The organism is Ureibacillus manganicus DSM 26584 (genome assembly GCF_000772945.1).
Taxonomy (GTDB): domain Bacteria; phylum Bacillota; class Bacilli; order Bacillales_A; family Planococcaceae; genus Ureibacillus; species Ureibacillus manganicus.
On sequence record NZ_JPVN01000002.1, the window covers coordinates 111,785 to 133,337 of the forward strand.

The window sequence follows — 21,553 nt, forward strand, 5'->3', positions numbered from 1 at the left end:
TCTCCCTCGTAATTGGAAAGTTTCCCTTATTATAGTCAACTTCGGCAATTTTTGTATGTGTACCTACTAGTGAAAATTAGTGAATTGCCACAAAAATTTAGGTACGAAACGAGATTTCCTTACAATAGAAATACGAAATACATTTTCCAACTAAATTAGCTTGAAAGATGTGTCCCTTGACTATTTTCTTAGAGAATGTTACGACTAATCACCGGAGTTTGGTGATTAGTCTACTTCTCACTTATGCAGGTTAGAAAGTTGTAAACTTTTTAATCTACAATTAAATCCTCCTCATATCAGCTAAAAAATATGAGCATAATCATTTTAACATTATTATTGACCTTCGCGCTTTTTCCAATCCGCTAAAAAGCCTTCAATACCTTTGTCAGTTAGTGGATGATGGAATAATTGTTTCAATACCTTATATGGTGTAGTAGCGATGTCAGCTCCTGCTAAAGCAACATCAGTAATGTGTGCTGGATGACGAATTGAAGCGGCAATAATCTCTGTTTGGATATCATGAATCGCAAAAATGTCGGCAATAGTAGAAATTAGTTCAACTCCACTTTGACCTAAGTCATCTAAACGACCAACAAATGGTGAAACATACGTTGCTCCAGCACGAGCTGCCATTAAAGCTTGGTTTGCACTAAAAATTAACGTAACATTTGTTTTGATACCTTTTTCAGCAAAAAACTTACATGCTTTTAATCCATCCGGAGTCATTGGTAATTTCACTGTAATATTAGGGGAAATAGCCGCAAGTTCAAGTCCTTCTTTAATCATCCCTTCTGCATCTAGCGAGATTACTTCACCACTTACAGAACCATTTACAAGTTCTGCAATTTCACGCAGACGATCATGAAAAGAGATATTTTGTTCTTTTGCAACCAATGATGGATTTGTTGTTACTCCAGAAATAATCCCCCATGAGTGTGCTTCTTGTATTTCTTCAAAATTTGCTGTATCAATAAAAAATTTCATTTCGTATTTCCTCCTGCATATTATTGGAAAACCTTACCTAAAAGAATAGAGAAGGCTGATTATTCTACCAGACACTTCTCCTCCAGAACATTCACCTTGATAAAAATGAATTTAGAAAAGCAGTGTATACGTATCACATATTATTTACTTAATTGGATAAAATTATTAAGATAATTCGGCTTCTTTTTTCAGTTTAACCATTTTTATGGTTATACGTACATATGTGTGCAAGATTTATATTAATACTGCTACTTGTATTTTAAATATAACATATGCTTACTAGGCCCTTTGTGTCAAAAGCCCACCGATTGTATTCCTTTTTATCAATTAAGCTTTTTGAGAGCTTCCAAATTCACGCATTTTGCCAATAACTGTTGCTTTTATTGCATCACGTGCAGGAGCTAAATATTTACGTGGATCGTATACTTTTTTGTCACTCTCTAATACTTCACGAATGACTTTTGTTGCTGCAATTTGGTTTTCTGTATTTACGTTAATTTTAGCTGTACCTAAAGAAATTGAACGTTGAATATCTTTTGTTGGGATTCCTGTACCACCATGAAGTACTAGTGGAATATCAGTTAAATTTGAGATTTCTTCCATTTCAGCAAAACCTAAATTAGGTTCACCTTTGTATGGCCCATGAACAGACCCTAATGCTGGTGCTAAGCAATCAATTCCTGTTTGTTCCACAAGCGCTTTACATTCGTTAGGATTTGCATAGATAATACCACCAATTACTCCGTCTTCTTCTCCGCCAACAGTACCTAATTCTGCTTCTACAGAAACGCCATTTGCATGTGCATATTCAACAACTTCTTTAGTAATTTTTACATTTTCCTCAAATGAGTGGTGAGAAGCATCAATCATTACTGAAGTAAAACCTGCATCAACTGCTTCTTTACATTTATCAAAACTTGAACCGTGGTCTAAATGAATCGCAACAGGAACTGTAATTTTATAGCTTTCCATTAAACCTTTAACCATATGAACTACAGATATAAATCCGCCCATATATTTTCCTGCGCCTTCAGAGACACCAAGAATCACCGGAGACTTTTCTTCTTCTGCCGCTTGTAAAATTGCTTGAGTAAATTCTAAATTATTAATATTGAATTGACCAACCGCATATCCTTCATTTTTTGCTTTAATTAACATTTCTTTCATTGATACTAATGGCATTATGAAAATCCTCCTGAAGATTGTTTTTTTTATTAAATATTCCATTTAATATTAGCAAAATCCCTCCACACTCACAAGTGTGGAGGGATTTCTGTGGCGAAAGCTTGCGACAGCCACAAAAAGAACCTTGTTAGTATTTTCAAAGAATTAGAACGATTATGTTTTGTCAGTCTCACAAGCCAAGAGACAACAGCCTTTCCTGTGGCGAAAGCATGCGACAGCCACAAAAAAAACTTTATTAGATTTTCCCAATATTTAGTATCATTTATCCTTTATCACACTCACAAGTGTGGAGGGATTTCTGCACCGAAAGTTTGCGACAGGTGCAAAAATACTTTTCAATATTACTTATTTGCAATAATTAGGTCATATCACTTTTTATCAAAACATTGTTCCTCACACTATCTATTAAATCATGTATATTAAATGGTTTTGTAAAAAAACATGAAGCGCCACGTTCAATAGCTTCTCGAATTACAGTCTGCTCAGAAAAACCAGACATCATAATAACAGGTATGTCACACTTTATAGCCTTTATTTTTCTTATAATTTCTAGACCATCCATATCTGGAATTTTCATATCAAGTATCACACAATCAATTTCTTTACTTTCAGCTATACTGATTGCTTCAGCCCCATTAGTTGCAAGATGAACTAGATATCCCTCTTTATTAAAAATTTCTTTTAATAAAATTCTTATACCTTGATGGTCATCTACAATTAATAGTTCTTTCATTACAATCATCACCTATTCCCATTAATTATCAAGTTATTTATCTATTCACTTCCCTCAAAATTTGCATTTGAAACATTTATTTGTATATTTATAAATCTAGTTGTATTTCTTGTAGGTATTTGCACCCTATTTAATATTCTTTAATAGAATTACGATAGTACCGTAATACTTAATATGTTGATAGCCAAAATATATTGTTACTACAAATTGGTCAATTATATCTAAACAATTTTCCATTTTACTAATATATCTTTATAATACGGTTTAGAGGTGACGGAATTGAAAATACTTACAACACAATTATCAGGTTTACTACAGAGAATAGCTCAAAGTGAAGAAGAAGCAATTGAAGAAACAGCACGATTACTAGCTCAAGCATCAGTTGGTGAAGGAAAAGTTTACCTTGCTTGCTTTGATGAGTTAGAAGGTGTTGAGTTAAATGCGTTAAATGGTTCTGAACCATTTCATAAATTAGCAAAATGGACACCTGAAACCGTTATAAGCGACGTTGATCGAGTTTGTATTTTCACAAAAAGTTGTGAAAATGAGGCCGCACTTGCATTTGCAAAAAAGTTATCTGAAGAATTCATTCCTTTTGCAGCTGTTGCAAGTGAAAAAGCAGATGAAAATAATCCATTAAGTGAATTAGCATACACTTATATTTCTATGAAAATAAGAGGTGGTATTTTACCACATCCTACAAAATTAGGTGAACGAACATTAATACCTCATTTACTTGGTGCGCTTTTTGTTTACGAAGCGATTAAATTGAACTATGATGAAATCATTTTTGATGATGACGAATTGTAAGTTCGATTCAATCATTCAATCTAGTAACAAGTATGAAGGACATTTGAATTCGTTTCTCGGATTTGAATGTCTTTCATTGCGGAAATGTAGACTTTTTTTTAACAAGATCTTCATCCCGAAAAGGTCTTCATAAAGGCGATGAAGACCTTTTGAGCAGGAAAATCCACTAGAAATGGTCTTCATAACGGCGATGAAGACCTTTTAAGCCGGAATATCCACTAGAAAAGGTCTTCATAACGGCGATGAAGACCTTTTAAGCCGGAAACTTCACTAGAAAATGTCCTCATACGGATGATGAAGACATTTTGAGCAAAAAAATCCACTAGAAAAGGTCTTCATAAAGGCGATGAAGACCTTTTGAGCGGGAAATTTCACTATAACAGGTCTGCATATTGATGATGAAGACCTTTTGAGCTGGAAATTCTACTAGAAAACGCCTTCATTAATATGCCTTTAAAATACATTGTGTCCGTAACCATAACCCTTCGCACTTGTTCTTTAGAATGTCGTTCATCACTTTATCCAACCATATTTGATAAATTTCTTACCACTTAATCAAGTGATCAATATAAAAAACCTCCAAGCACAGTACACTTGGAGGTTCTCTCGTATAACTAAATTATTGCTTATTATTAAATGCAGCACCTACGAACTCACGGAATAATGGTTGTGGACGTTGTGGGCGAGATACAAGTTCTGGATGGAATTGACATGCTATAAAGAACTTTTTCTCAGGTAATTCAATAATTTCTACTAAACGATTATCTGGGCTTGTACCAGAGAATACTAGTCCTTCTGCTTCCATAGCTTCACGGAATTCATTATTGAACTCGTAACGGTGACGGTGACGCTCGTAAACTAACTCATCATTATAAGCTTCCATCGCGCGAGAACCGTCTTTTAATTTACATGGATATAACCCTAAACGCAATGTTCCACCTAGGTCTATCTCATCGCTTTGATCTGGTAAGAAGTCAATAATTGGGTAAGGTGTTTCTTTGTTTAACTCTGTTGAATGTGCTCCTTGTAGCCCAAGTACATTACGTGCAAATTCAATTGTTGCTAATTGCATACCTAAACAAATACCAAGGAACGGGATGTCGTTTTCACGAGCATATTGGATTGCAGAAATCTTCCCTTCTATTCCACGATCACCGAAGCCACCAGGAACTAAAATTCCATCTGCTCCTTGCAATAACTCACTCACGTTTTCCGCATTCACATGTTCTGCATTAATCCAATCTACTTCAATATCAGAATCATATACATAACCAGCATGTTTTAATGCTTCTACTACTGAGATGTATGCATCTTGAAGTTCAACGTATTTTCCAACAAGTGCAATACGAGTTTTATTTGAAAGATTTTTCACCTTATGAACAAGTTCTTTCCAATCTGACATATCCGCTTCAGGTGCTTCAATCCCAAAATGTTCTAAAACAATATCATCAAAATCTTGAGCATGTAAGTTCAATGGAATTTCATATAAATGTTCAGCATCAGCAGATTCAATAATATCGCGAGCTGTTACGTCACAGAATAATGCTAATTTTTCTCTCATTTCTTCTGAAACTGGTTGTTCAGTGCGCACTACTAATATATTTGGTTGAATTCCTAAAGAACGTAATTCTTTAACAGAATGTTGTGTTGGTTTAGTTTTTAATTCACCTGCAGCTGCGATATATGGAATTAACGTACAGTGAATGTACATTACATTTTTATGTCCTAAATCTGATCTCATTTGACGAATTGCTTCAAGGAAAGGTAGTGACTCGATATCACCAACAGTACCGCCAACCTCTGTAATTACGATATCTGCATTTGTTTCACGACCTGCTCGTTGAATGCGGTCTTTAATTTCGTTTGTTACGTGTGGAATTACTTGAACTGTTTTTCCGTTGTAATCGCCACGACGTTCTTTTGCAAGTACTGATTGATATACACGTCCAGAAGTAACCGTAGAATGTTTCCCTAAGTTAATGTCAATAAAGCGTTCATAGTGACCTAAGTCTAAATCCGCTTCAGCACCATCATCTGTTACGAAAACTTCACCATGTTGATATGGACTCATTGTACCTGGGTCAATATTTAAATATGGATCGAATTTTTGAATTGTTACCTGTAAACCACGATTTTTTAGCAATCTCCCTAATGAAGATGCGACAATTCCCTTCCCTAATGATGAAACTACTCCACCTGTAACAAAAATATACTTTGTCATTTATTTTTTCCTCCTCTTATACGAATAAACTAGAAAGACACAACTCGACCCAAATTAATGAACAAAGCCAAAAAGCGCCACTTGTCGCTGAGAACGCTACTTATCCCCGAAAACGCCACGTCCTGTGGCATCGGTGATATGACCAACTTCCTGTTGGCCTCTGTAGCATCAGCGACATGACCAACTTCCTGTTGGCCTCTGTGGCAATGGCTTTGTGACCAACATCCTGTTGGCCTGAGTTGATGTCTTTCTTATGCGGATTTCCAAAACCGATACAATAGAATCCGCGAAGAAAAGCCTTGAGATTCTCGTTCAAATTTCACCTTATATGCAACTTTCCACGAGTTCTTCATAGCTATACATAAATATTTCTATTTACTTTTCTTTTTATTTTTCTTTGATGTGAATGGAAGGGTATTTGGCAAATCGTACACATCTGATTTATGTAGGATTATCTATAGCACACCGAATCTTTAAAAAAGAGTGTCAATGTTATAAAAAACAAAAAAGCCCCACCTGCATATCATTTGCAGGGGGAGCAATTAATAATCACGGCCATTCTCCTTTTTCAAGGAGCCCAAGTAAAAGATTAAACGGAACGATAATAGAAGTCAAGATGTTTTCTAATACAATTTTCCGAAGAACTCCTACTTTTCAGTCGCGAAATTTAATAAATACAATGATTCATCTGTAGCTTTTAGATGTTTTTATTTTTCTTCGTCATCTTCTTCTAAAGCTTCATCTTCATCTTCATCAATTATGAACGCATCTTCTTCGTCGATGAGATCTTCATCAATTTCTGTATCGACATCAACATCAACGTCAACGTCTACATCTACGTCTGCATCCACATCATCGATATCTTCATCAAAATCAAGATCTTCATCTACATCTAAATCTTCTTCATCTTCGTCAACAAATTCATCTAGGTCTTCTTCAAATACTAAATCGTCTTCATCAATTTCGATTTCTTCTTCATCTTCATCAAGAAGAGCAGATTTAGTTTTTCTTTTACGAGATTTAACAGTAGGTGCTGTTTCTTCTTCAATTGTTTCAATTTTGTACCACTCGCGAAGACCCCAAGTGTTGTCATTGTTTAGTAAAAAACGTCCATCAACGTTCATATCTGTATAAAACTGAACTAAGCGCTTTTGGATTTCTTCGTCTGAAAAACCATTCAGGTTTTGGATTTCTTTTAAAAGATCTAAAAATGCTAGAGGAGATTTTCTTTCTTCAAGTAGTGCGTACGCTAGATCTATTAATGATTCTTCCACTAATTGATCTTTTGTTAATTCACGAAGGTTCAATTCGTGCACGTCCTTTCCTTAATACATTACTCACACGGCAAACAAGTTTGCAATAATAACCATTATATACAAAGTACTATAATCTATGCTAGTTTGATTTACTGTTTTTTATATTATTAACTTCAATCGATGCTAGAAAGAAAAAATATGCAGATAAAACCAATAACGGAATCGCACCTTTTCCAAAATTATACAAAAGAAAAGTTGTAATCACACAAGAAATAATAATGAAATAGTGTACGAATCGCCCCATCGATGTAACCTTCCTTCAAGTCATGTTCATAAACGCCTAATGAGTTCTTTCATTTCATCAATAAACATACCACTGAAAACAATCTTTTGCTTGATTTTTTTTTAATTCTTCTATTACATTTTCATTACATATTTCTTCGATATTGTCCTCCCACTTCGTAAAGGGCACTTGTTATTTGACCTAAGCTTGCAAACCTTACAGTTTCCATTAGTTGGGCGAAGATATTTCCACCAGAAAGGGCAACTTGTTTTAGTTTTTCAAGTTCTAAATCAATGTGATCTTCATTACGTTTTTGGAATTCTCTTAAATTATAGATTTGAAGTTCTTTTTCTTCTTTTGTCGCTCGAGCAACTTGTAAATTATCAATATCGAGAGTATTTTGTGCGTTTGGATTTAAATAAGTATTTACTCCGATAATTGGCAGCTGGCCTGAATGTTTTAGGTGCTCATAATACATGGATTCTTCTTGAATTTTCCCTCGTTGATATTGGGTTTCCATCGCTCCAAGAACTCCACCACGATCATTGATTCGTTCAAATTCTTCTAGAATGGCATCTTCTACTAAATCCGTTAACTCCTCAATAATAAAAGAACCTTGCAGCGGGTTTTCATTTTTTGATAGTCCGTGTTCTTTTGTAATAATGAGTTGTATCGCCATTGCTCTACGAACTGATTCTTCTGTTGGTGTTGTAATAGCTTCATCATAAGCATTTGTGTGTAATGAATTACAATTATCTTGCAATGCCATCAATGCTTGAAGTGTTGTTCGAATATCATTGAAATCTATTTCTTGTGCATGAAGGGATCTGCCAGATGTTTGTACATGATATTTCAATTTTTGTGAACGCTCATTTGCTCCGTATTTATCTCTCATAACAATGGACCAAATTCTTCGCGCAACACGACCAATTACTGTGTACTCAGGATCCAAACCATTAGAGAAGAAGAATGATAAATTTGGCGCAAAATCATCAATATGCATTCCTCTGCTTAAATAATACTCAACATAAGTAAACCCATTTGCTAGTGTAAATGCAAGTTGTGAGATTGGATTTGCACCAGCTTCTGCAATATGGTAACCAGAAATTGATACAGAATAATAATTTCGCACTTTTTGATCGATGAAATATTGTTGGATATCACCCATCATTCTCAGAGCAAATTCTGTTGAGAAAACACAAGTATTTTGCCCCTGGTCTTCTTTTAAAATATCCGCCTGTACAGTTCCGCGCACTACTTGTAAGGTTTTTTCCCTCACCTCTGTAAATTCCTCTAATGTTAAAGTACGGCCAAGTTCTTCTTCTTTTTTCTTCACTTGCTGATCAATCGCTGTATTTAAGAACATAGCCAATATAATAGGTGCAGGTCCATTGATTGTCATGGATACAGATGTACTTGGAGCACATAAGTCAAAACCTGCATATAACTTTTTCATGTCATCTAATGTACAAACATTCACACCTGACTCTCCTACTTTTCCGAAGATATCTGGTCGATAGTCTGGGTCTTCTCCATAAAGTGTTACTGAGTCGAAGGCAGTGGAAAGTCGTTTCGCATCATCATCCTTAGATAAATAATGGAATCGTTTATTTGTGCGTTCTGGTGTTCCTTCTCCAGCAAACTGACGTTTAGGGTCTTCTCCTTCTCGCTTGAATGGGAATACACCAGCTGTATATGGAAACTCACCAGGTACGTTTTCTGTGTATACCCAGCGTAGGATTTCTCCATAATCTTTGAACTTTGGTAATGCAATTTTTGGAATTTTCGTTCCCGATAGTGATGTTGTTTTTAATATAGTCCGAATTTCTTTATCTCGAACTTTTGTAATGAATTCATCCCCAGAATAAGCTTCCTTAAGTTTCTCCCAATTTTCAATAATGCGAATGGATTCGTTGGTTAATTGCCCTTTAATACCATCTGCTAGTGATGTAAGAGAGGCAATTAAGGCATCCGCATCTGTATTTTGTGTTCGAACTGTTTCAATTGTACCTTCAAGCTGATATAACTTTCGAGCAAGTTCTACTTGCTGCTGTGCATGTTTGTGATAATGACGTACTGTATCAACAATTTCTCTTAAGTAATATCTACGATTAGAAGGAATGATAATATCTTGTTTTTGTGTTTTAACGAATTGCTCATAAGAAGTTTGCCAATTGAAACCAAATTTCTCATTTACTTTCGCTACTAACGCCGCGAACAGCGAGTTTGTACCTTTATCATTAAATTGACTTGCTATTGTCCCGAAAACTGGCATATTGTCAAGATTTTCTGACCATAATCCATGGGATCTTTGGTATTGCTTTTGTACTTGTTTTAACGCATCTTCAGAGCCTTTTCGTTCGAATTTGTTGATAACGATTAAATCTGCATAGTCAATCATGTCTATCTTTTCAAGTTGTGTTGGAGCTCCGAATTCACTTGTCATTACATACATTGATAAATCGGTATATTTTGTAATTTCAGCATCACCTTGACCAATTCCACTTGTTTCAACAATGATTAAGTCAAAACCTGCCGCTTTTACAACTGAAAGCACATCCCCAATTGATGCTGATAGTTCGGTTCTAGATCCACGTGTTGCTAAACTACGCATATATACTCTTTTATCAAAAATTGCGTTCATTCGGATGCGATCACCTAATAGTGCTCCACCTGTCTTTTGTTTTGTCGGATCCACAGATAGGATTGCAACAGTTTTTTCTGGGAACTCTCTAAGGTATCTGCGGATTAATTCATCGGTTAGTGAGGATTTTCCTGCCCCACCAGTTCCAGTAATACCAAGGACTGGTGTATTTTTATTTTTCTTTTTGGCTTGTTGTATTAGTTCATTTATTTCTTGTGTTCCACCAATTTCCGCTGCGGTAATTAAATTCGCTAGTACCTCTGGCTTATCTGTTGATAATTGGTTAAGTAATTCTATATAGTTTCCTTTTAGTGTCGAGAAGTCTGAACCTTCAAGCTGTTTATTAATCATTCCTTGAAGTCCCAGCTTCATACCATCTTCCGGAGAGAAGATTCCAGCAATCCCGTATTCATGAAGCTCTTTAATTTCACGAGGGAGAATAACCCCCCCACCCCCACCATAAATTTTGATGTGAGGAGCACCTTTTTCGTGAAGTAGGTCATACATATATTTGAAGTACTCCAAATGCCCACCTTGGTAAGAAGAAACCGCAATCGCCTGAGCATCTTCCTGTATCGCAGCAGTGACCACTTCCTCTACAGAACGATTATGTCCGAGATGAATGACCTCCGCGCCACTTGCTTGTAATATTCTTCTCATTATATTTACTGAAACATCATGACCATCAAATAAACTAGATGCTGTCACAAATCGTACGTGATGCTTCGCTTTATATACCCCATTTTCCACTTGATTTTCAAGTTTCACCATACGACTAACCCCTTTCTAGAACATAAACTGCTTTTCTTATAAATAAACACCGCTAATGCACAATCGTTAAACGTATGCTACTTAGCGGTGTCAATTTTTGAACTTCTAAAAGTGTGTTCTTCTAAACTAGCTATATTTCATTTCACTTTTCATGAAAATTTAGAATACCAGAGAGAAATAGTTTCGTTTGGTCTTCTACATATTCTTCAATTGTGTATCGCTTTTTTAATGCCCATTTTCTAAAAGCCCATGCTTGCCCTTGGACAACGATATGATTGGCAGCTAAAAAGACCTCTTTATCCGTTAATCTATTTTCCAAAGAAGGTAAACAGTTTTTAATAATCCCCTCGAATATTCGAACCATTTCTAGTTCTTTATCAAATATATAGTGCATGGCTTCTTTGGAAAGTGACTTTGTTTCTTGATACATAATGGTAAATTCATCAATCATGCGATCTATTAAGTAAAAATATTGCTTAATGGCTTCTTTTAACTCCTTAACTGTTCCAGTATCTGAAAGTATCATGCTAAGTTGTTGTTTCACTTTGTCGTAAATGTGATCACATACTAAATAGAGGACATCTTCTTTCGTCCGGATGTATTCATACAATGTCCCTATACTAAATCCAGCAGCTTTTGCGATTTCTCTTGTCGTAGCCCGATGAAATCCTTTTTCTTTAAAAAGGTTGACTGCTCCATTTATAATTTGGAGTCGTCTAATTTCAATAAGGCTTTCATCCTTGACAGATGTTTTAACAACAATTTTCTCTTTTTCTGTCATACATTATTTCGTTATCATTCGAGAAATCACAAGACGTTGAATTTCTTGTGTACCCTCGTAAATTTGAGTAATTTTTGCATCGCGCATAAAACGTTCTACTGGATATTCTTTTGTATAGCCGTAGCCTCCAAAAATTTGAACAGCATCTGTTGTTACTGACATCGCAGTATCTCCAGCCATTAATTTTGCCATTGCAGAAGCTTTACCATAAGGAAGGTTATTTGTTTCTAACCATGCAGCTTGATATGTCAATAGTCTAGATGCTTCAACTGCTGTTGCCATATCTGCTAATTTGAAGGATACCCCTTGATTTGCAACAATTGGCTTCCCAAATTGGACACGTTCCTTAGCATAGCCTATCGCCGCATCTAACGCACCTTGTGCAATTCCAACTGCTTGAGCTGCAATTCCATTTCGTCCACCATCTAATGTTTTCATCGCAATGATGAATCCATCACCTTCATTACCTAGTAGGTTTTCTTTTGGTACTCGGCAATTTTCAAAGATGATTTCTGTTGTTGGAGATGAACGAATACCCATTTTCTTTTCTTTTTTCCCAACTTTAAATCCTGGGAAGTTAGATTCAACAATAAAAGCACTTGTTCCTTTATGTTTTGAAGTTGGATCCGTTACAGCGAAAACAACGTAAATTTCAGCTTCTCCACCGTTTGTAATGAAAATTTTCGATCCGTTAAGGACATATTCATCACCTTCAAGTTTTGCTGTTGTTCTCATACCACCAGCATCACTACCAGAACCTGATTCCGTTAAACAATAAGCACCCATTTTTTTACCTTCTGCCATTGGACGTAGATATTGTTGCTTTTGTTCTTCCGTTCCAAACTTATAAACTGGCCATCCAGCAAGTGAGGTATGGGCAGATAAAGTTACACCAGTAGAAGCGCAGACACGTGAAAGTTCTTCGACAGCAATACAATAAGCTAAATAGTCAAAACCAGCTCCGCCATATTCTTCTGGCCAAGGAATCCCCGTTAAACCTAGTTCTGCCATTTTATCCCATATCGAACGATCAAAAGATTCATTTTCATCGCGTTCTGCTGCTGAAGGTGCTACTTCATTTACCGCAAAATCTCTTATCATTTCTCGTAATTGCTCATGTTCTTCAGAAAGTTGAAAGTTCATCATTTTCCCCCCGATTGTTTAAATGCCTAGTACTATTAAAGATTTTTGCTTATAACAATTCTTTGAATCTCACTTGTACCTTCATATATTTCGGTTATTTTGGCATCTCTGAAGTATCGTTCTACTGGATAGTCTTTTGTGTAACCGTAACCTCCGAATACTTGTATTGCTTCTGTCGTCACCTGTACTGCAGCTCTAGAAGCTAACAGTTTCGCCATTGATGCTTCTTTACTACAATCTTTACCCCTATTATTTAAATCAGTCGCCTTATAAACTAGTAATTTAGCAGCCTCGACCATCGTAGCCATATCTGCTAATTTAAAGCCTACACCTTGTTGTTGTGCAATTGGCTTTCCAAACTGGACGCGCTGTTTAGCATATTCGATTGAAGCATCTAAAGCCGCCTCTGCAATGCCAAGCGCTTGAGCAGCAATACCGATCCGTCCAACGTCAAGGTTAGCCATTGCAATTTTAAATCCGTGGTTTTCCTCACCTAACAATTGACTAGCTGGTATTTTCATATTTTCAAAGGTAATTTGCACCGTTTTTGAGCCGTGAAGTCCCATCTTTTCTTCATTCTTACCTACAATAAAACCAGGTGTATCCTTTTCTACGATAAAAGCGGAAATGCCACGTGCGCCTTTTTCAGGATTCGTGGAAGCAAACACGATATTAACCTCAGCCTCACCACCATTAGTAATAAATACTTTTGAACCATTTAATACATAATTGTCTGCTGATTTTACAGCTCGTGTTCTAATAGATGCTGCATCTGACCCAGCTTCTGCCTCCGTTAAACAAAATGCACCTAAATACTCCCCACGAGCTAACTTAGGAATATATTTTTTCTTTTGCTCATCCGTTCCAAAATAGAGTATGGGATTAGTTCCAACAGAGGTGTGAACAGCTAAAATGACAGCCACAACTGGGCTTACTTTTGAAAGCTCATTGATCGCTAATATATAGGATGTAAAATCCATTCCGGCACCACCTAATTCTTCTGGTGTCGTCATCCCCATTAGACCTAAATCTCCCATTTTCTTTAAGATTTCTCTTGGAAATTCGCCTTCTTCCATCTTTTCGATGAATGGTGTAATTTCAGATTGAGCAAAGTCTCTAACCATGTCTTGAACCATCAGTTGTTCTTCAGTAAATTGCAAGTTCATCGGAAATCTCCCCTTTTAGTCATACACATAGAAGCCGCGACCTGATTTCTTTCCTAACCAACCTGCCGCTACATACTTACGAAGCAAAGGACATGGACGGTATTTACTATCTCCAAATCCTTCATATAAAATTTCCATTATAGATAAACAAGTATCTAGACCGATAAAATCGGCTAAAGTTAAAGGACCCATTGGATGATTCATTCCTAGCTTCATCACACTATCAATGGCTTCCTTAGAGGCAACCCCTTCATACAATGTATAGATTGCTTCGTTAATCATTGGCATTAATATTCTGTTTGATACAAATCCTGGAAAGTCATTTACTTCAACTGGTGTTTTTGCTAATGTAACTGTCATATCTTCAACTGCTTTATATACTTCATCAGTTGTGGCAAGGCCTCGAATAATTTCTACAAGCTTCATTACAGGAACCGGATTCATAAAGTGCATACCTATAACTTGTTCCGGTCTTTCTGTCACAGCTGCAATCTCAGTAATAGGTAATGAAGAAGTATTCGTTGCTAGAATTGCATCTTTTGGCGCGATTGCATCAATTTCTCTAAATATAGATTGTTTAATATCCATATTTTCAGTAGCAGCTTCGATAATTATATCAACGTCAACTGCATCCTTTATATCAAGTGATTGAGTAATTCTGCTTAGTGTAGCAACTTTTTCTTCCTCTGATTTTCTACCTTTCTCAACATCTCTTGAAAGATTTTGAGTGATTACCTGTATCCCTCGATCTAAAAATTCTTGTTTAATATCATTTAAAATGACATCATATCCTGACTGGGCACACACTTGGGCAATACCCGATCCCATCTGTCCTGCACCAATTACCATTACTTTTTGGATTGCCATAATATTTTCCTCCTATATTTTGCTATTCATTAGTAAATAGTTGGATTCTACAGCTCTTTTATTGTTTTGGTACTTCAATCATGATTGCATCTCCTTGGCCACCACCAGAACAGATTGCAGCAATACCTATGCCACCACCACGGCGTTTTAACTCGTAAGCAAGTGTTAAAATAATTCTTGCACCTGAAGCTCCAATCGGATGACCTAAAGCGACTGCACCACCGTTAACGTTAACTTTTTCAGGATTTATGCCAGCGATTTTGTTACTAACTAAAGCAACAGTAGCAAATGCTTCATTGATCTCCACTAAATCGATTTCTTCTGCTGATTTACCAGTTTTATTTAACAATTCATTGATAACTAATCCAGGAGTTTGCGGGAAATCCTTTGGCTCTACTCCAATTTCTGCATGCCCTAAAATATAAGCAAGTGGTTTGCGTCCTTCTCTATCTGCACGTTCTTCACTCATTAATACCATTGCACAAGCTCCATCATTGACACCTGGTGCATTTCCGGCTGTAATAGTGCCGTCCTTATCGAAGGCTGGTTTTAATTTTGATAACGCTTCCAATGAAGTTTCTTTTCGAGGAGCTTCATCTTGATCTACTACCGTGATATCTCCTTTTCGGCCTTTAATTTCTACAGGTACTATTTCTTCTGAAAACTTTCCTGCTTCGATTGCTTGTAAAGCTAGTTGGTGACTGCGTAGGGACCATTCATCTTGTGCTTCTCTGGAGATTTCGAACTCACTTGAAGTACTATTTCCGTACGTTCCCATGTGTACATGATTCGGATCAAAGGCACAAGATAACCCGTCAAAAATCATTCCATCAATTAGTTGTGCATCTCCCATACGAAGACCCCATCGTCCTTTTGGTAAAAGGTAAGGTGCGTTCGACATAGACTCCATACCACCTGCTACAATCACTTCTTCGTCCCCTAATCGAATTAATTGATCTGCAAGAGTAACACTTCTCATACCAGAAGCACATACTTTATTGATTGTTTCTGTTTTTACGTTAAATGGAATAGCAGCTTTAGTTGCTGCTTGACGAGAAGGTATTTGGCCTTGGCCAGCTTGTAGGACTGTCCCCATAATGACTTCGTTTACATCTTCTGGTTTAATATTAGCTTTTTCTAACGCCCCTTTTATAGCTATACCTCCAAGGTCGCTAGCTGATAGTGAAGATAAACCCCCACCAAATTTCCCAAATGCTGTTCTTGCTCCATCTAAAATAACCGTTTTTCTCATTTTCCCACCCCTATTGTTTTTGTTTAAAACTATTAAACTCTTAAGATTTCTAAAGTTAATTAATTATTAATGTTCCCCTTTGATGAATTAATTCGTACGGCGTCGCTTCGCTATCCTCGGCGCAAATTTATGTGCTTCTGCGGTGGTCACAACGAGTTGTCACCATCCTCGAAGCAAACATGTCGTCTCATTGTTGCTGAGCAAACGTCACTTCAGTACAATTATCCATTTCTAGATTTTTGCTTCTGCGTCGCTTCGCTATCCTCGGCGCAAATTATTGTGTTTCTGCGGTGGTCACAACGAGTTGTCACCATCCTCGAAGCAAACATGTCGTCTCATTTTTTCTTAGCAAATGTCACTAAGTACAATTATCCATTTCTAGATTTTTGCTTCTGCGTCGCTTCGCTATCCTCGGCGCAAATTTAATGAAACAACAAAGTTGTTTCATTAAATTGACTGAACGCTCGCTCGGTTTATTCATATGAAAAGAGGGAGTCGCTTAGAACTCCCTTATCTTCATTCATTTTACTCCATAATCACATTTCATTCAATTCTGATATTTCTATCAAATAAATATTTTCTCTATTACTCTTATATTTTCTGCTTTTAGTCAATTATTCAGCAACGACAGCTACTTCTTCTTTCACACTTTCTCCGAAGACAGATTGTTCTAGTAACTCAACAACATCATACGTGCCGACCTTATCTTCTACTTCTTTTGCTTTTGTTCCGTCTGAAAGCATTGTTAAGCAGAATGGGCAGCCTGAAGAAATGACGGATGCATTTGTTGCTAATGCTTGTTCTGTTCGAGCTACGTTAATGCGATTTCCTACATGTTCTTCCATCCACATTAACCCTCCACCAGCACCACAGCACATAGCTTCTTCACGGTTACGTTCCATCTCTACAAGTTTCACACCAGGAATGGCTTTTAATATTTCACGTGGTGGATCGTAGACATCATTGTATCGACCTAAGTAACATGAATCATGGAATACAATCGTTTCATCTACACGGTGATTTAATGTTAATCGTCCTTCATTCACTAAATCATAAAGAAGCTCTGTATGGTGATACACTTCGCCTTCCCAACCAAAATCTTTATATTCATTTTTAAAGATATTGTATGCATGTGGGTCGATTGTGACGATTTTCTTTACATCATTTTTCTCAAATTCTTCAATATTTGCTGTCGCTAATTCTTGGAATAAAAACTCATTACCTAAACGACGAGGCGTATCCCCCGAGTTCTTTTCTTTATTTCCTAAAATTGCAAATTTGACACCAGCCTCATTCATTAAACGAGCAAAGGATAGAGCAATTTTTTGTGAGCGACTGTCAAATGCCCCCATAGATCCTACCCAGAGTAAGTATTCGAAGCCTTCACCAGATTTAGTTGCCTCTTTCACAGTAGGAATTTTCACTGTTGGATCAAGATCACGCCAGTTTTCCTTTTCTTTACGGTTAATTCCCCATGGATTTCCTTGTCGTTCGATATTGTTCATCGCACGTTGCGCATCTGGGTTTACTTTCCCTTCAGTCATCGTTAAATAACGACGAAGATCGATAATTTTATCAACATGTTCATTCATAACTGGACATTGGTCTTCACAGTTACGGCAAGTTGTACAAGCCCAAATTTCTTCTTCTGTAATGATGTCTCCAATTAAGGAAGGATTATAGATATTTTCAATAACAGCACCTTCTGCTCCAGCAGCGAGAGCCAATTGATTGCCTTTTGAATTATTAAAGAAATAAGCTGGTACCCACGGTTTTTTCTTTGTTACAACAGCACCTGTATTTGTTAAGTGGTCTCTTAACTTTACGATTAAATCCATTGGAGACAACATTTTTCCTGTTCCAGTTGCCGGACACATATTTGTACAGCGACCACACTCTACACATGCATATAAGTCTATTAACTGTTTCTGTGTAAAGTCTTGAATCTTCCCTACACCGAATGTTGGCATTTCATCTTCATCTTCTGCTTCTTCCATTGCCGAAAAATCAATTGGACGAGGTGTTCCAGCACGATCAAGGCGATGGAAATAGACGTTGACAGGTCCGGAAATTAAATGGAAGTGCTTCGATTGTGGAACGTATACTAAGAATGTTAATAAAATCAGTAAGTGTACCCACCACATAACATAAAAGACTACTGCTGCAATAGTAGGAGATAAAAAACCTAAAATTGCTGCTATGCTTGATGCGATTGGCTCACTAGCAGTAAATTCATGACCTTGCCAAATTAAGCTCATTCCATTTCCTATTAAAGTGGAAACCATTAATCCACCAATAAAAATAAGAACAAGTCCATTTTTCCAGCCGCGTTTTAAGCGGACAAGCTTTTCTATATAACGACGATAAAATGCCCAAACTACGGCAAATAAAATAACTAGTGCAACAACTTCTTCAAAAAGTGTAAAAATCGAATATACCGGACCTAATGGCATATGTGATCCCGGAGCTAGTCCCTTCCATATAAAATCAATCGCTCCAAGTTGGACAAGTATAAAGCCATAGAAAAATAAAACATGAATTAATCCACTTTTTGGATCTTTTAAAAGCTTCGATTGGCCGAATACATTCACCCAAATTTTCTCTAGTCGTTCTTTTACACTGTCATTAAATTCTTCCTTTTTACCGAGTTTCACATATGCGTATCTTGTTTTTAAAAGATAGACAAATAATCCAACCCCGTAGAGCACTACCGCAATGAAGAATATCCAATTGGCAATTAACAATGGACTCATACCGTTTCCCCCTAGTCTCCCTGTAATACGTTCTTATTCCTACTAAACCTTAAATATGTTACGAGATTTAAGCGTTTACATCCAAAATTCTTCGTTTATGCATTTATTTTAATTTATGAATGAGCATTCAGTCAATGAGTAGTTTACAATTTTCTAAATATTATAAAGAATGCTATTGAAATTATAGTATATTACTAATTTAGCAATCTGATGTGCATTCTTTTAATAAAAATTTTGATCCTTTATATTAGACTCTTACTTGGCGTTTCACTAAATATTGTCTAGTAAATCGCTTTTACTAGACACTTTCATGGTATTTCGCCAAATTTTGTCCAGTAAACCGCTTCAAATATACACTTGCCATCTCCCACCCTGCTTCAATCCTTAAAAATAAAAAAGCCTAGATATCTTCAGTAAGATACTAGGCTCATTACATTATTTAAACACATCTCCGCCACGAACATATTCAACGTCTTTCACATTAAGACGGTGGTTCACTGCTCTTGCTGCTGCAAAGAAATAGTCTGATAAGCGGTTCAAATATTTTTGTACAATGGTTGGTACATCTTCAGTTGAGTTCATTAGCGTAACGACACGTCGTTCTGCACGTCGACACACTGTTCTTGCTATATGCAGGGTTGCGGAGGCTTCTGATCCCCCAGGTAAAATAAAACGTTTCAAAGGTGGAACCTCATCTGACAATACATCAATGCGTTTTTCTAACACTTCAATCGATGCCTCTTGCAGTTTGTACTTTCTCTCCTTCATCACATTTGCTAAGTCACCACCACAATCAAACAACTCATGTTGAATTGCCTCTAAGTCCTCTATCAGATCTTTAAACACCTTTTGATCGAGTTCCGTCACTGCTTTTCCGATAAATGAATTTAGTTCATCAATCGTACCATACGCTTCAACACGTAGATCATCTTTACTCACCCGACCACCTAATAAACCAGTTTTCCCTTTATCCCCTGTTTTTGTATATAATTTCATTTTTCTTCTCCCCTTAATAATTACTTCATACTTTAACGTAAAAACCTAACCCATTATTTATAATATATAGCAAATGATCAGTAATTACATAAAAAGCTGTTTCAAAAAAGATTTCCTCTCTGATCGTGAAAGTTTAATATTAAGGGATCCGCGAATTCACCTCGCCACCTACATTTACTATTACATATAAAAAAACACCAGCCCTTTTAAGGACTGGTTAAATTTGAAAATCATATTCTCCTGGCAGTACTCGACGTAAAAATCTACGTGTTCGTTCTTCCTTAGGGGTAACAAAGATTTCATGAGGTGTTCCTTCCTCTACAATGTTACCACCATCCATAAAGATCACTTTTTTTGCTACATCCTTAGCAAATTGCATCTCGTGTGTTACAACAATCATGGTTGTTCCTTCACGTGCAATTTCTTTCATTACTTCAAGCACTTCACCAACTAGCTCAGGGTCTAGGGCTGAAGTTGGCTCATCGAAAAGTATGACATCTGGATTTAGAGCCACCGCACGCGCAATCCCGACACGTTGCTGTTGACCACCTGATAATTGGCTTGGATAAGAATCATATTTTTCAGATAACCCTACTTTATCTAGAGCTTCACGTGCAATTTTGTATGCTTCTACTTTCGGGATTTTTCGACCAACAATCAATCCCTCTGCTACATTTTCTATTGCAGTTTTATTGTTAAATAGATTGTAGTTTTGGAATACAAATGCTGACCTTTTGCGAACATCTAACACTTCTTTTTTGGAAGCGGAATGTAAATCAACAGTCAGCTCCCCAAATTTTGCTGTCCCCTGATCTGCTCTTTCTAAAAAGTTAATGCATCGTAAGAGTGTCGTTTTCCCTGATCCACTTGGCCCAAGAATGACAACTACATCGCCTTTATCTACGGTAAGATTTACGCCTTTTAATATTTCATTTTTCCCAAAAGATTTATGGACATTTTGGATATCTAACATTATACAACCCCCTATGCAGTAGCTACAGCCTTATATCGACTTAACCGTTTTTCAAACACTTTAAATAAGTATTCAACTGTAATACACAAAATTAAGTAAACTATAAAAATATCAATATATGCTTCCAAATAGTTGTACCCTACATTTGCCGCTACTTTCGCTTTTAACGTAATTTCTTGCAATGATATTGCATACCCCAATGATGTTGCTTTGATCAAATTTATCGTTGCGGTACAAAGGTTTGGCATGGCAGATACTAGCATTTGCGGTATAACAATACGGCGATAAGCCTGGGCAGTTGTTAAGCCGACCGAATAGGCCGCTTCTAATTGGCCAGCATGAACCGTTTTAAGTGCCGAGCGAAAAACTTCAACTAAAACTGCTGCTGTATTAAATGAAAAGATAATAAATGCATACCATAATGGATTTACATCGTAAATTGGGAAATCAATATTATATCGTTCAAAGATCCCCGCTAATATTAACGGTAAAATACTGTATAAAACAAAAATTTGGATAATAATTGGCGTTCCTCGCACAAAGGAAACATACACCTTCGTAAAACCATTCACAATTGGCACTTCAGTGATGCGTGATAATGCTAGAAAAAACCCAATAGGCATAGCTATCAAAAGAGCAACAACTGTTACTAGAAGCGCAATTGGAACGCCACTTAGAGCGACGAAAAATGTATCAATGAGAAATTCCATATTAATAAAACTAGAATCCATCTTA

16 protein-coding genes are annotated in these 21,553 nt (G+C 36.6%); 1 reads left to right on the forward strand and 15 read right to left on the reverse strand.

Going from position 1 to position 21,553, the window contains the following annotated elements; all coding sequences use genetic code 11:
* Window positions 1–333: 333 nt before the first annotated feature.
* From fsa to CD29_RS02100, 3 genes are all read right to left on the reverse strand, one after another.
* Window positions 334–984, reverse strand: coding sequence for a fructose-6-phosphate aldolase (gene fsa, locus CD29_RS02090; protein WP_036182340.1), 651 nt, complete (start codon window positions 982–984; stop codon window positions 334–336).
* Window positions 985–1,311: 327 nt separating this feature from the next.
* Window positions 1,312–2,166, reverse strand: coding sequence for a class II fructose-bisphosphate aldolase (locus tag CD29_RS02095; RefSeq protein WP_036182342.1), 855 nt, complete (start codon window positions 2,164–2,166; stop codon window positions 1,312–1,314).
* Window positions 2,167–2,527: 361 nt separating this feature from the next.
* Entirely contained in the window at window positions 2,528–2,902 is a 375-nt protein-coding gene (locus CD29_RS02100; RefSeq protein ID WP_036182344.1) for a response regulator, read from the reverse strand.
* Window positions 2,903–3,181: 279 nt separating this feature from the next.
* Here CD29_RS02100 and CD29_RS02105 point away from each other — a divergent pair, with 279 nt between their 5' ends.
* Window positions 3,182–3,712: a DUF2529 family protein gene (locus CD29_RS02105; RefSeq protein ID WP_036182346.1), complete on the forward strand. Its 531-nt coding sequence runs from the start codon at window positions 3,182–3,184 to the stop codon at window positions 3,710–3,712.
* A gap of 619 nt (window positions 3,713–4,331) precedes the next feature.
* On the opposite strand, the gene CD29_RS02110 is transcribed toward CD29_RS02105, so the two are convergent.
* From CD29_RS02110 to CD29_RS02165, 12 genes are all read right to left on the reverse strand, one after another.
* On the reverse strand, window positions 4,332–5,933 hold the full coding sequence (locus tag CD29_RS02110) for a CTP synthase (RefSeq protein ID WP_036182348.1): 1,602 nt from the start codon (window positions 5,931–5,933) through the stop codon (window positions 4,332–4,334).
* Between the two features lie 707 nt (window positions 5,934–6,640).
* Window positions 6,641–7,249 carry a DNA-directed RNA polymerase subunit delta gene (gene rpoE / locus CD29_RS02115; RefSeq protein ID WP_036182349.1) on the reverse strand — a complete coding sequence of 203 codons (609 nt, stop codon included), beginning with the start codon at window positions 7,247–7,249 and terminating at the stop codon, window positions 6,641–6,643.
* Between the two features lie 368 nt (window positions 7,250–7,617).
* Window positions 7,618–10,887, reverse strand: a complete 3,270-nt coding sequence (gene icmF, locus CD29_RS02120; protein ID WP_036182351.1) for a fused isobutyryl-CoA mutase/GTPase IcmF — start codon at window positions 10,885–10,887, stop codon at window positions 7,618–7,620.
* 142 nt (window positions 10,888–11,029) lie between these two features.
* Window positions 11,030–11,668, reverse strand: coding sequence for a TetR/AcrR family transcriptional regulator (locus CD29_RS02125; RefSeq protein WP_036182353.1), 639 nt, complete (start codon window positions 11,666–11,668; stop codon window positions 11,030–11,032).
* A gap of 3 nt (window positions 11,669–11,671) precedes the next feature.
* Window positions 11,672–12,811 carry an acyl-CoA dehydrogenase gene (locus CD29_RS02130; protein ID WP_036182355.1) on the reverse strand — a complete coding sequence of 380 codons (1,140 nt, stop codon included), beginning with the start codon at window positions 12,809–12,811 and terminating at the stop codon, window positions 11,672–11,674.
* Between the two features lie 35 nt (window positions 12,812–12,846).
* Window positions 12,847–13,977 (reverse strand): acyl-CoA dehydrogenase, encoded by a 1,131-nt coding sequence (locus CD29_RS02135; RefSeq protein WP_036182357.1) that lies wholly within the window; start codon window positions 13,975–13,977, stop codon window positions 12,847–12,849.
* 15 nt (window positions 13,978–13,992) lie between these two features.
* Window positions 13,993–14,844, reverse strand: coding sequence for a 3-hydroxybutyryl-CoA dehydrogenase (locus tag CD29_RS02140; protein WP_036182359.1), 852 nt, complete (start codon window positions 14,842–14,844; stop codon window positions 13,993–13,995).
* Between the two features lie 58 nt (window positions 14,845–14,902).
* Window positions 14,903–16,096, reverse strand: coding sequence for an acetyl-CoA C-acetyltransferase (locus CD29_RS02145; RefSeq protein WP_036182361.1), 1,194 nt, complete (start codon window positions 16,094–16,096; stop codon window positions 14,903–14,905).
* Window positions 16,097–16,710: 614 nt separating this feature from the next.
* On the reverse strand, window positions 16,711–18,849 hold the full coding sequence (locus tag CD29_RS02150; RefSeq protein ID WP_036182363.1) for a heterodisulfide reductase-related iron-sulfur binding cluster: 2,139 nt from the start codon (window positions 18,847–18,849) through the stop codon (window positions 16,711–16,713).
* A gap of 435 nt (window positions 18,850–19,284) precedes the next feature.
* Window positions 19,285–19,845, reverse strand: coding sequence for a cob(I)yrinic acid a,c-diamide adenosyltransferase (locus CD29_RS02155; protein ID WP_036182365.1), 561 nt, complete (start codon window positions 19,843–19,845; stop codon window positions 19,285–19,287).
* A gap of 217 nt (window positions 19,846–20,062) precedes the next feature.
* Window positions 20,063–20,818, reverse strand: coding sequence for an amino acid ABC transporter ATP-binding protein (locus tag CD29_RS02160; RefSeq protein ID WP_036182367.1), 756 nt, complete (start codon window positions 20,816–20,818; stop codon window positions 20,063–20,065).
* Between the two features lie 11 nt (window positions 20,819–20,829).
* Window positions 20,830–21,549, reverse strand: a complete 720-nt coding sequence (locus CD29_RS02165; protein WP_235801760.1) for an amino acid ABC transporter permease — start codon at window positions 21,547–21,549, stop codon at window positions 20,830–20,832.
* Between the last annotated feature and the right edge of the window lie 4 nt (window positions 21,550–21,553).

Coding starts and splice junctions, on each gene's coding strand:
- CD29_RS02165 (WP_235801760.1), bottom strand. CDS start 21,549: ATGGATTCTAGTTTTATTAATATGGAATTTCTCATTGATACATTTTTC.
- CD29_RS02145 (WP_036182361.1), bottom strand. CDS start 16,096: ATGAGAAAAACGGTTATTTTAGATGGAGCAAGAACAGCATTTGGGAAA.
- fsa (WP_036182340.1), bottom strand. CDS start 984: ATGAAATTTTTTATTGATACAGCAAATTTTGAAGAAATACAAGAAGCA.
- CD29_RS02110 (WP_036182348.1), bottom strand. CDS start 5,933: ATGACAAAGTATATTTTTGTTACAGGTGGAGTAGTTTCATCATTAGGG.
- CD29_RS02160 (WP_036182367.1), bottom strand. CDS start 20,818: ATGTTAGATATCCAAAATGTCCATAAATCTTTTGGGAAAAATGAAATA.
- CD29_RS02125 (WP_036182353.1), bottom strand. CDS start 11,668: ATGACAGAAAAAGAGAAAATTGTTGTTAAAACATCTGTCAAGGATGAA.
- CD29_RS02095 (WP_036182342.1), bottom strand. CDS start 2,166: ATGCCATTAGTATCAATGAAAGAAATGTTAATTAAAGCAAAAAATGAA.
- CD29_RS02130 (WP_036182355.1), bottom strand. CDS start 12,811: ATGAACTTTCAACTTTCTGAAGAACATGAGCAATTACGAGAAATGATA.
- CD29_RS02155 (WP_036182365.1), bottom strand. CDS start 19,845: ATGAAATTATATACAAAAACAGGGGATAAAGGGAAAACTGGTTTATTA.
- CD29_RS02135 (WP_036182357.1), bottom strand. CDS start 13,977: ATGAACTTGCAATTTACTGAAGAACAACTGATGGTTCAAGACATGGTT.
- CD29_RS02150 (WP_036182363.1), bottom strand. CDS start 18,849: ATGAGTCCATTGTTAATTGCCAATTGGATATTCTTCATTGCGGTAGTG.
- CD29_RS02140 (WP_036182359.1), bottom strand. CDS start 14,844: ATGGCAATCCAAAAAGTAATGGTAATTGGTGCAGGACAGATGGGATCG.
- icmF (WP_036182351.1), bottom strand. CDS start 10,887: ATGGTGAAACTTGAAAATCAAGTGGAAAATGGGGTATATAAAGCGAAG.
- CD29_RS02100 (WP_036182344.1), bottom strand. CDS start 2,902: ATGAAAGAACTATTAATTGTAGATGACCATCAAGGTATAAGAATTTTA.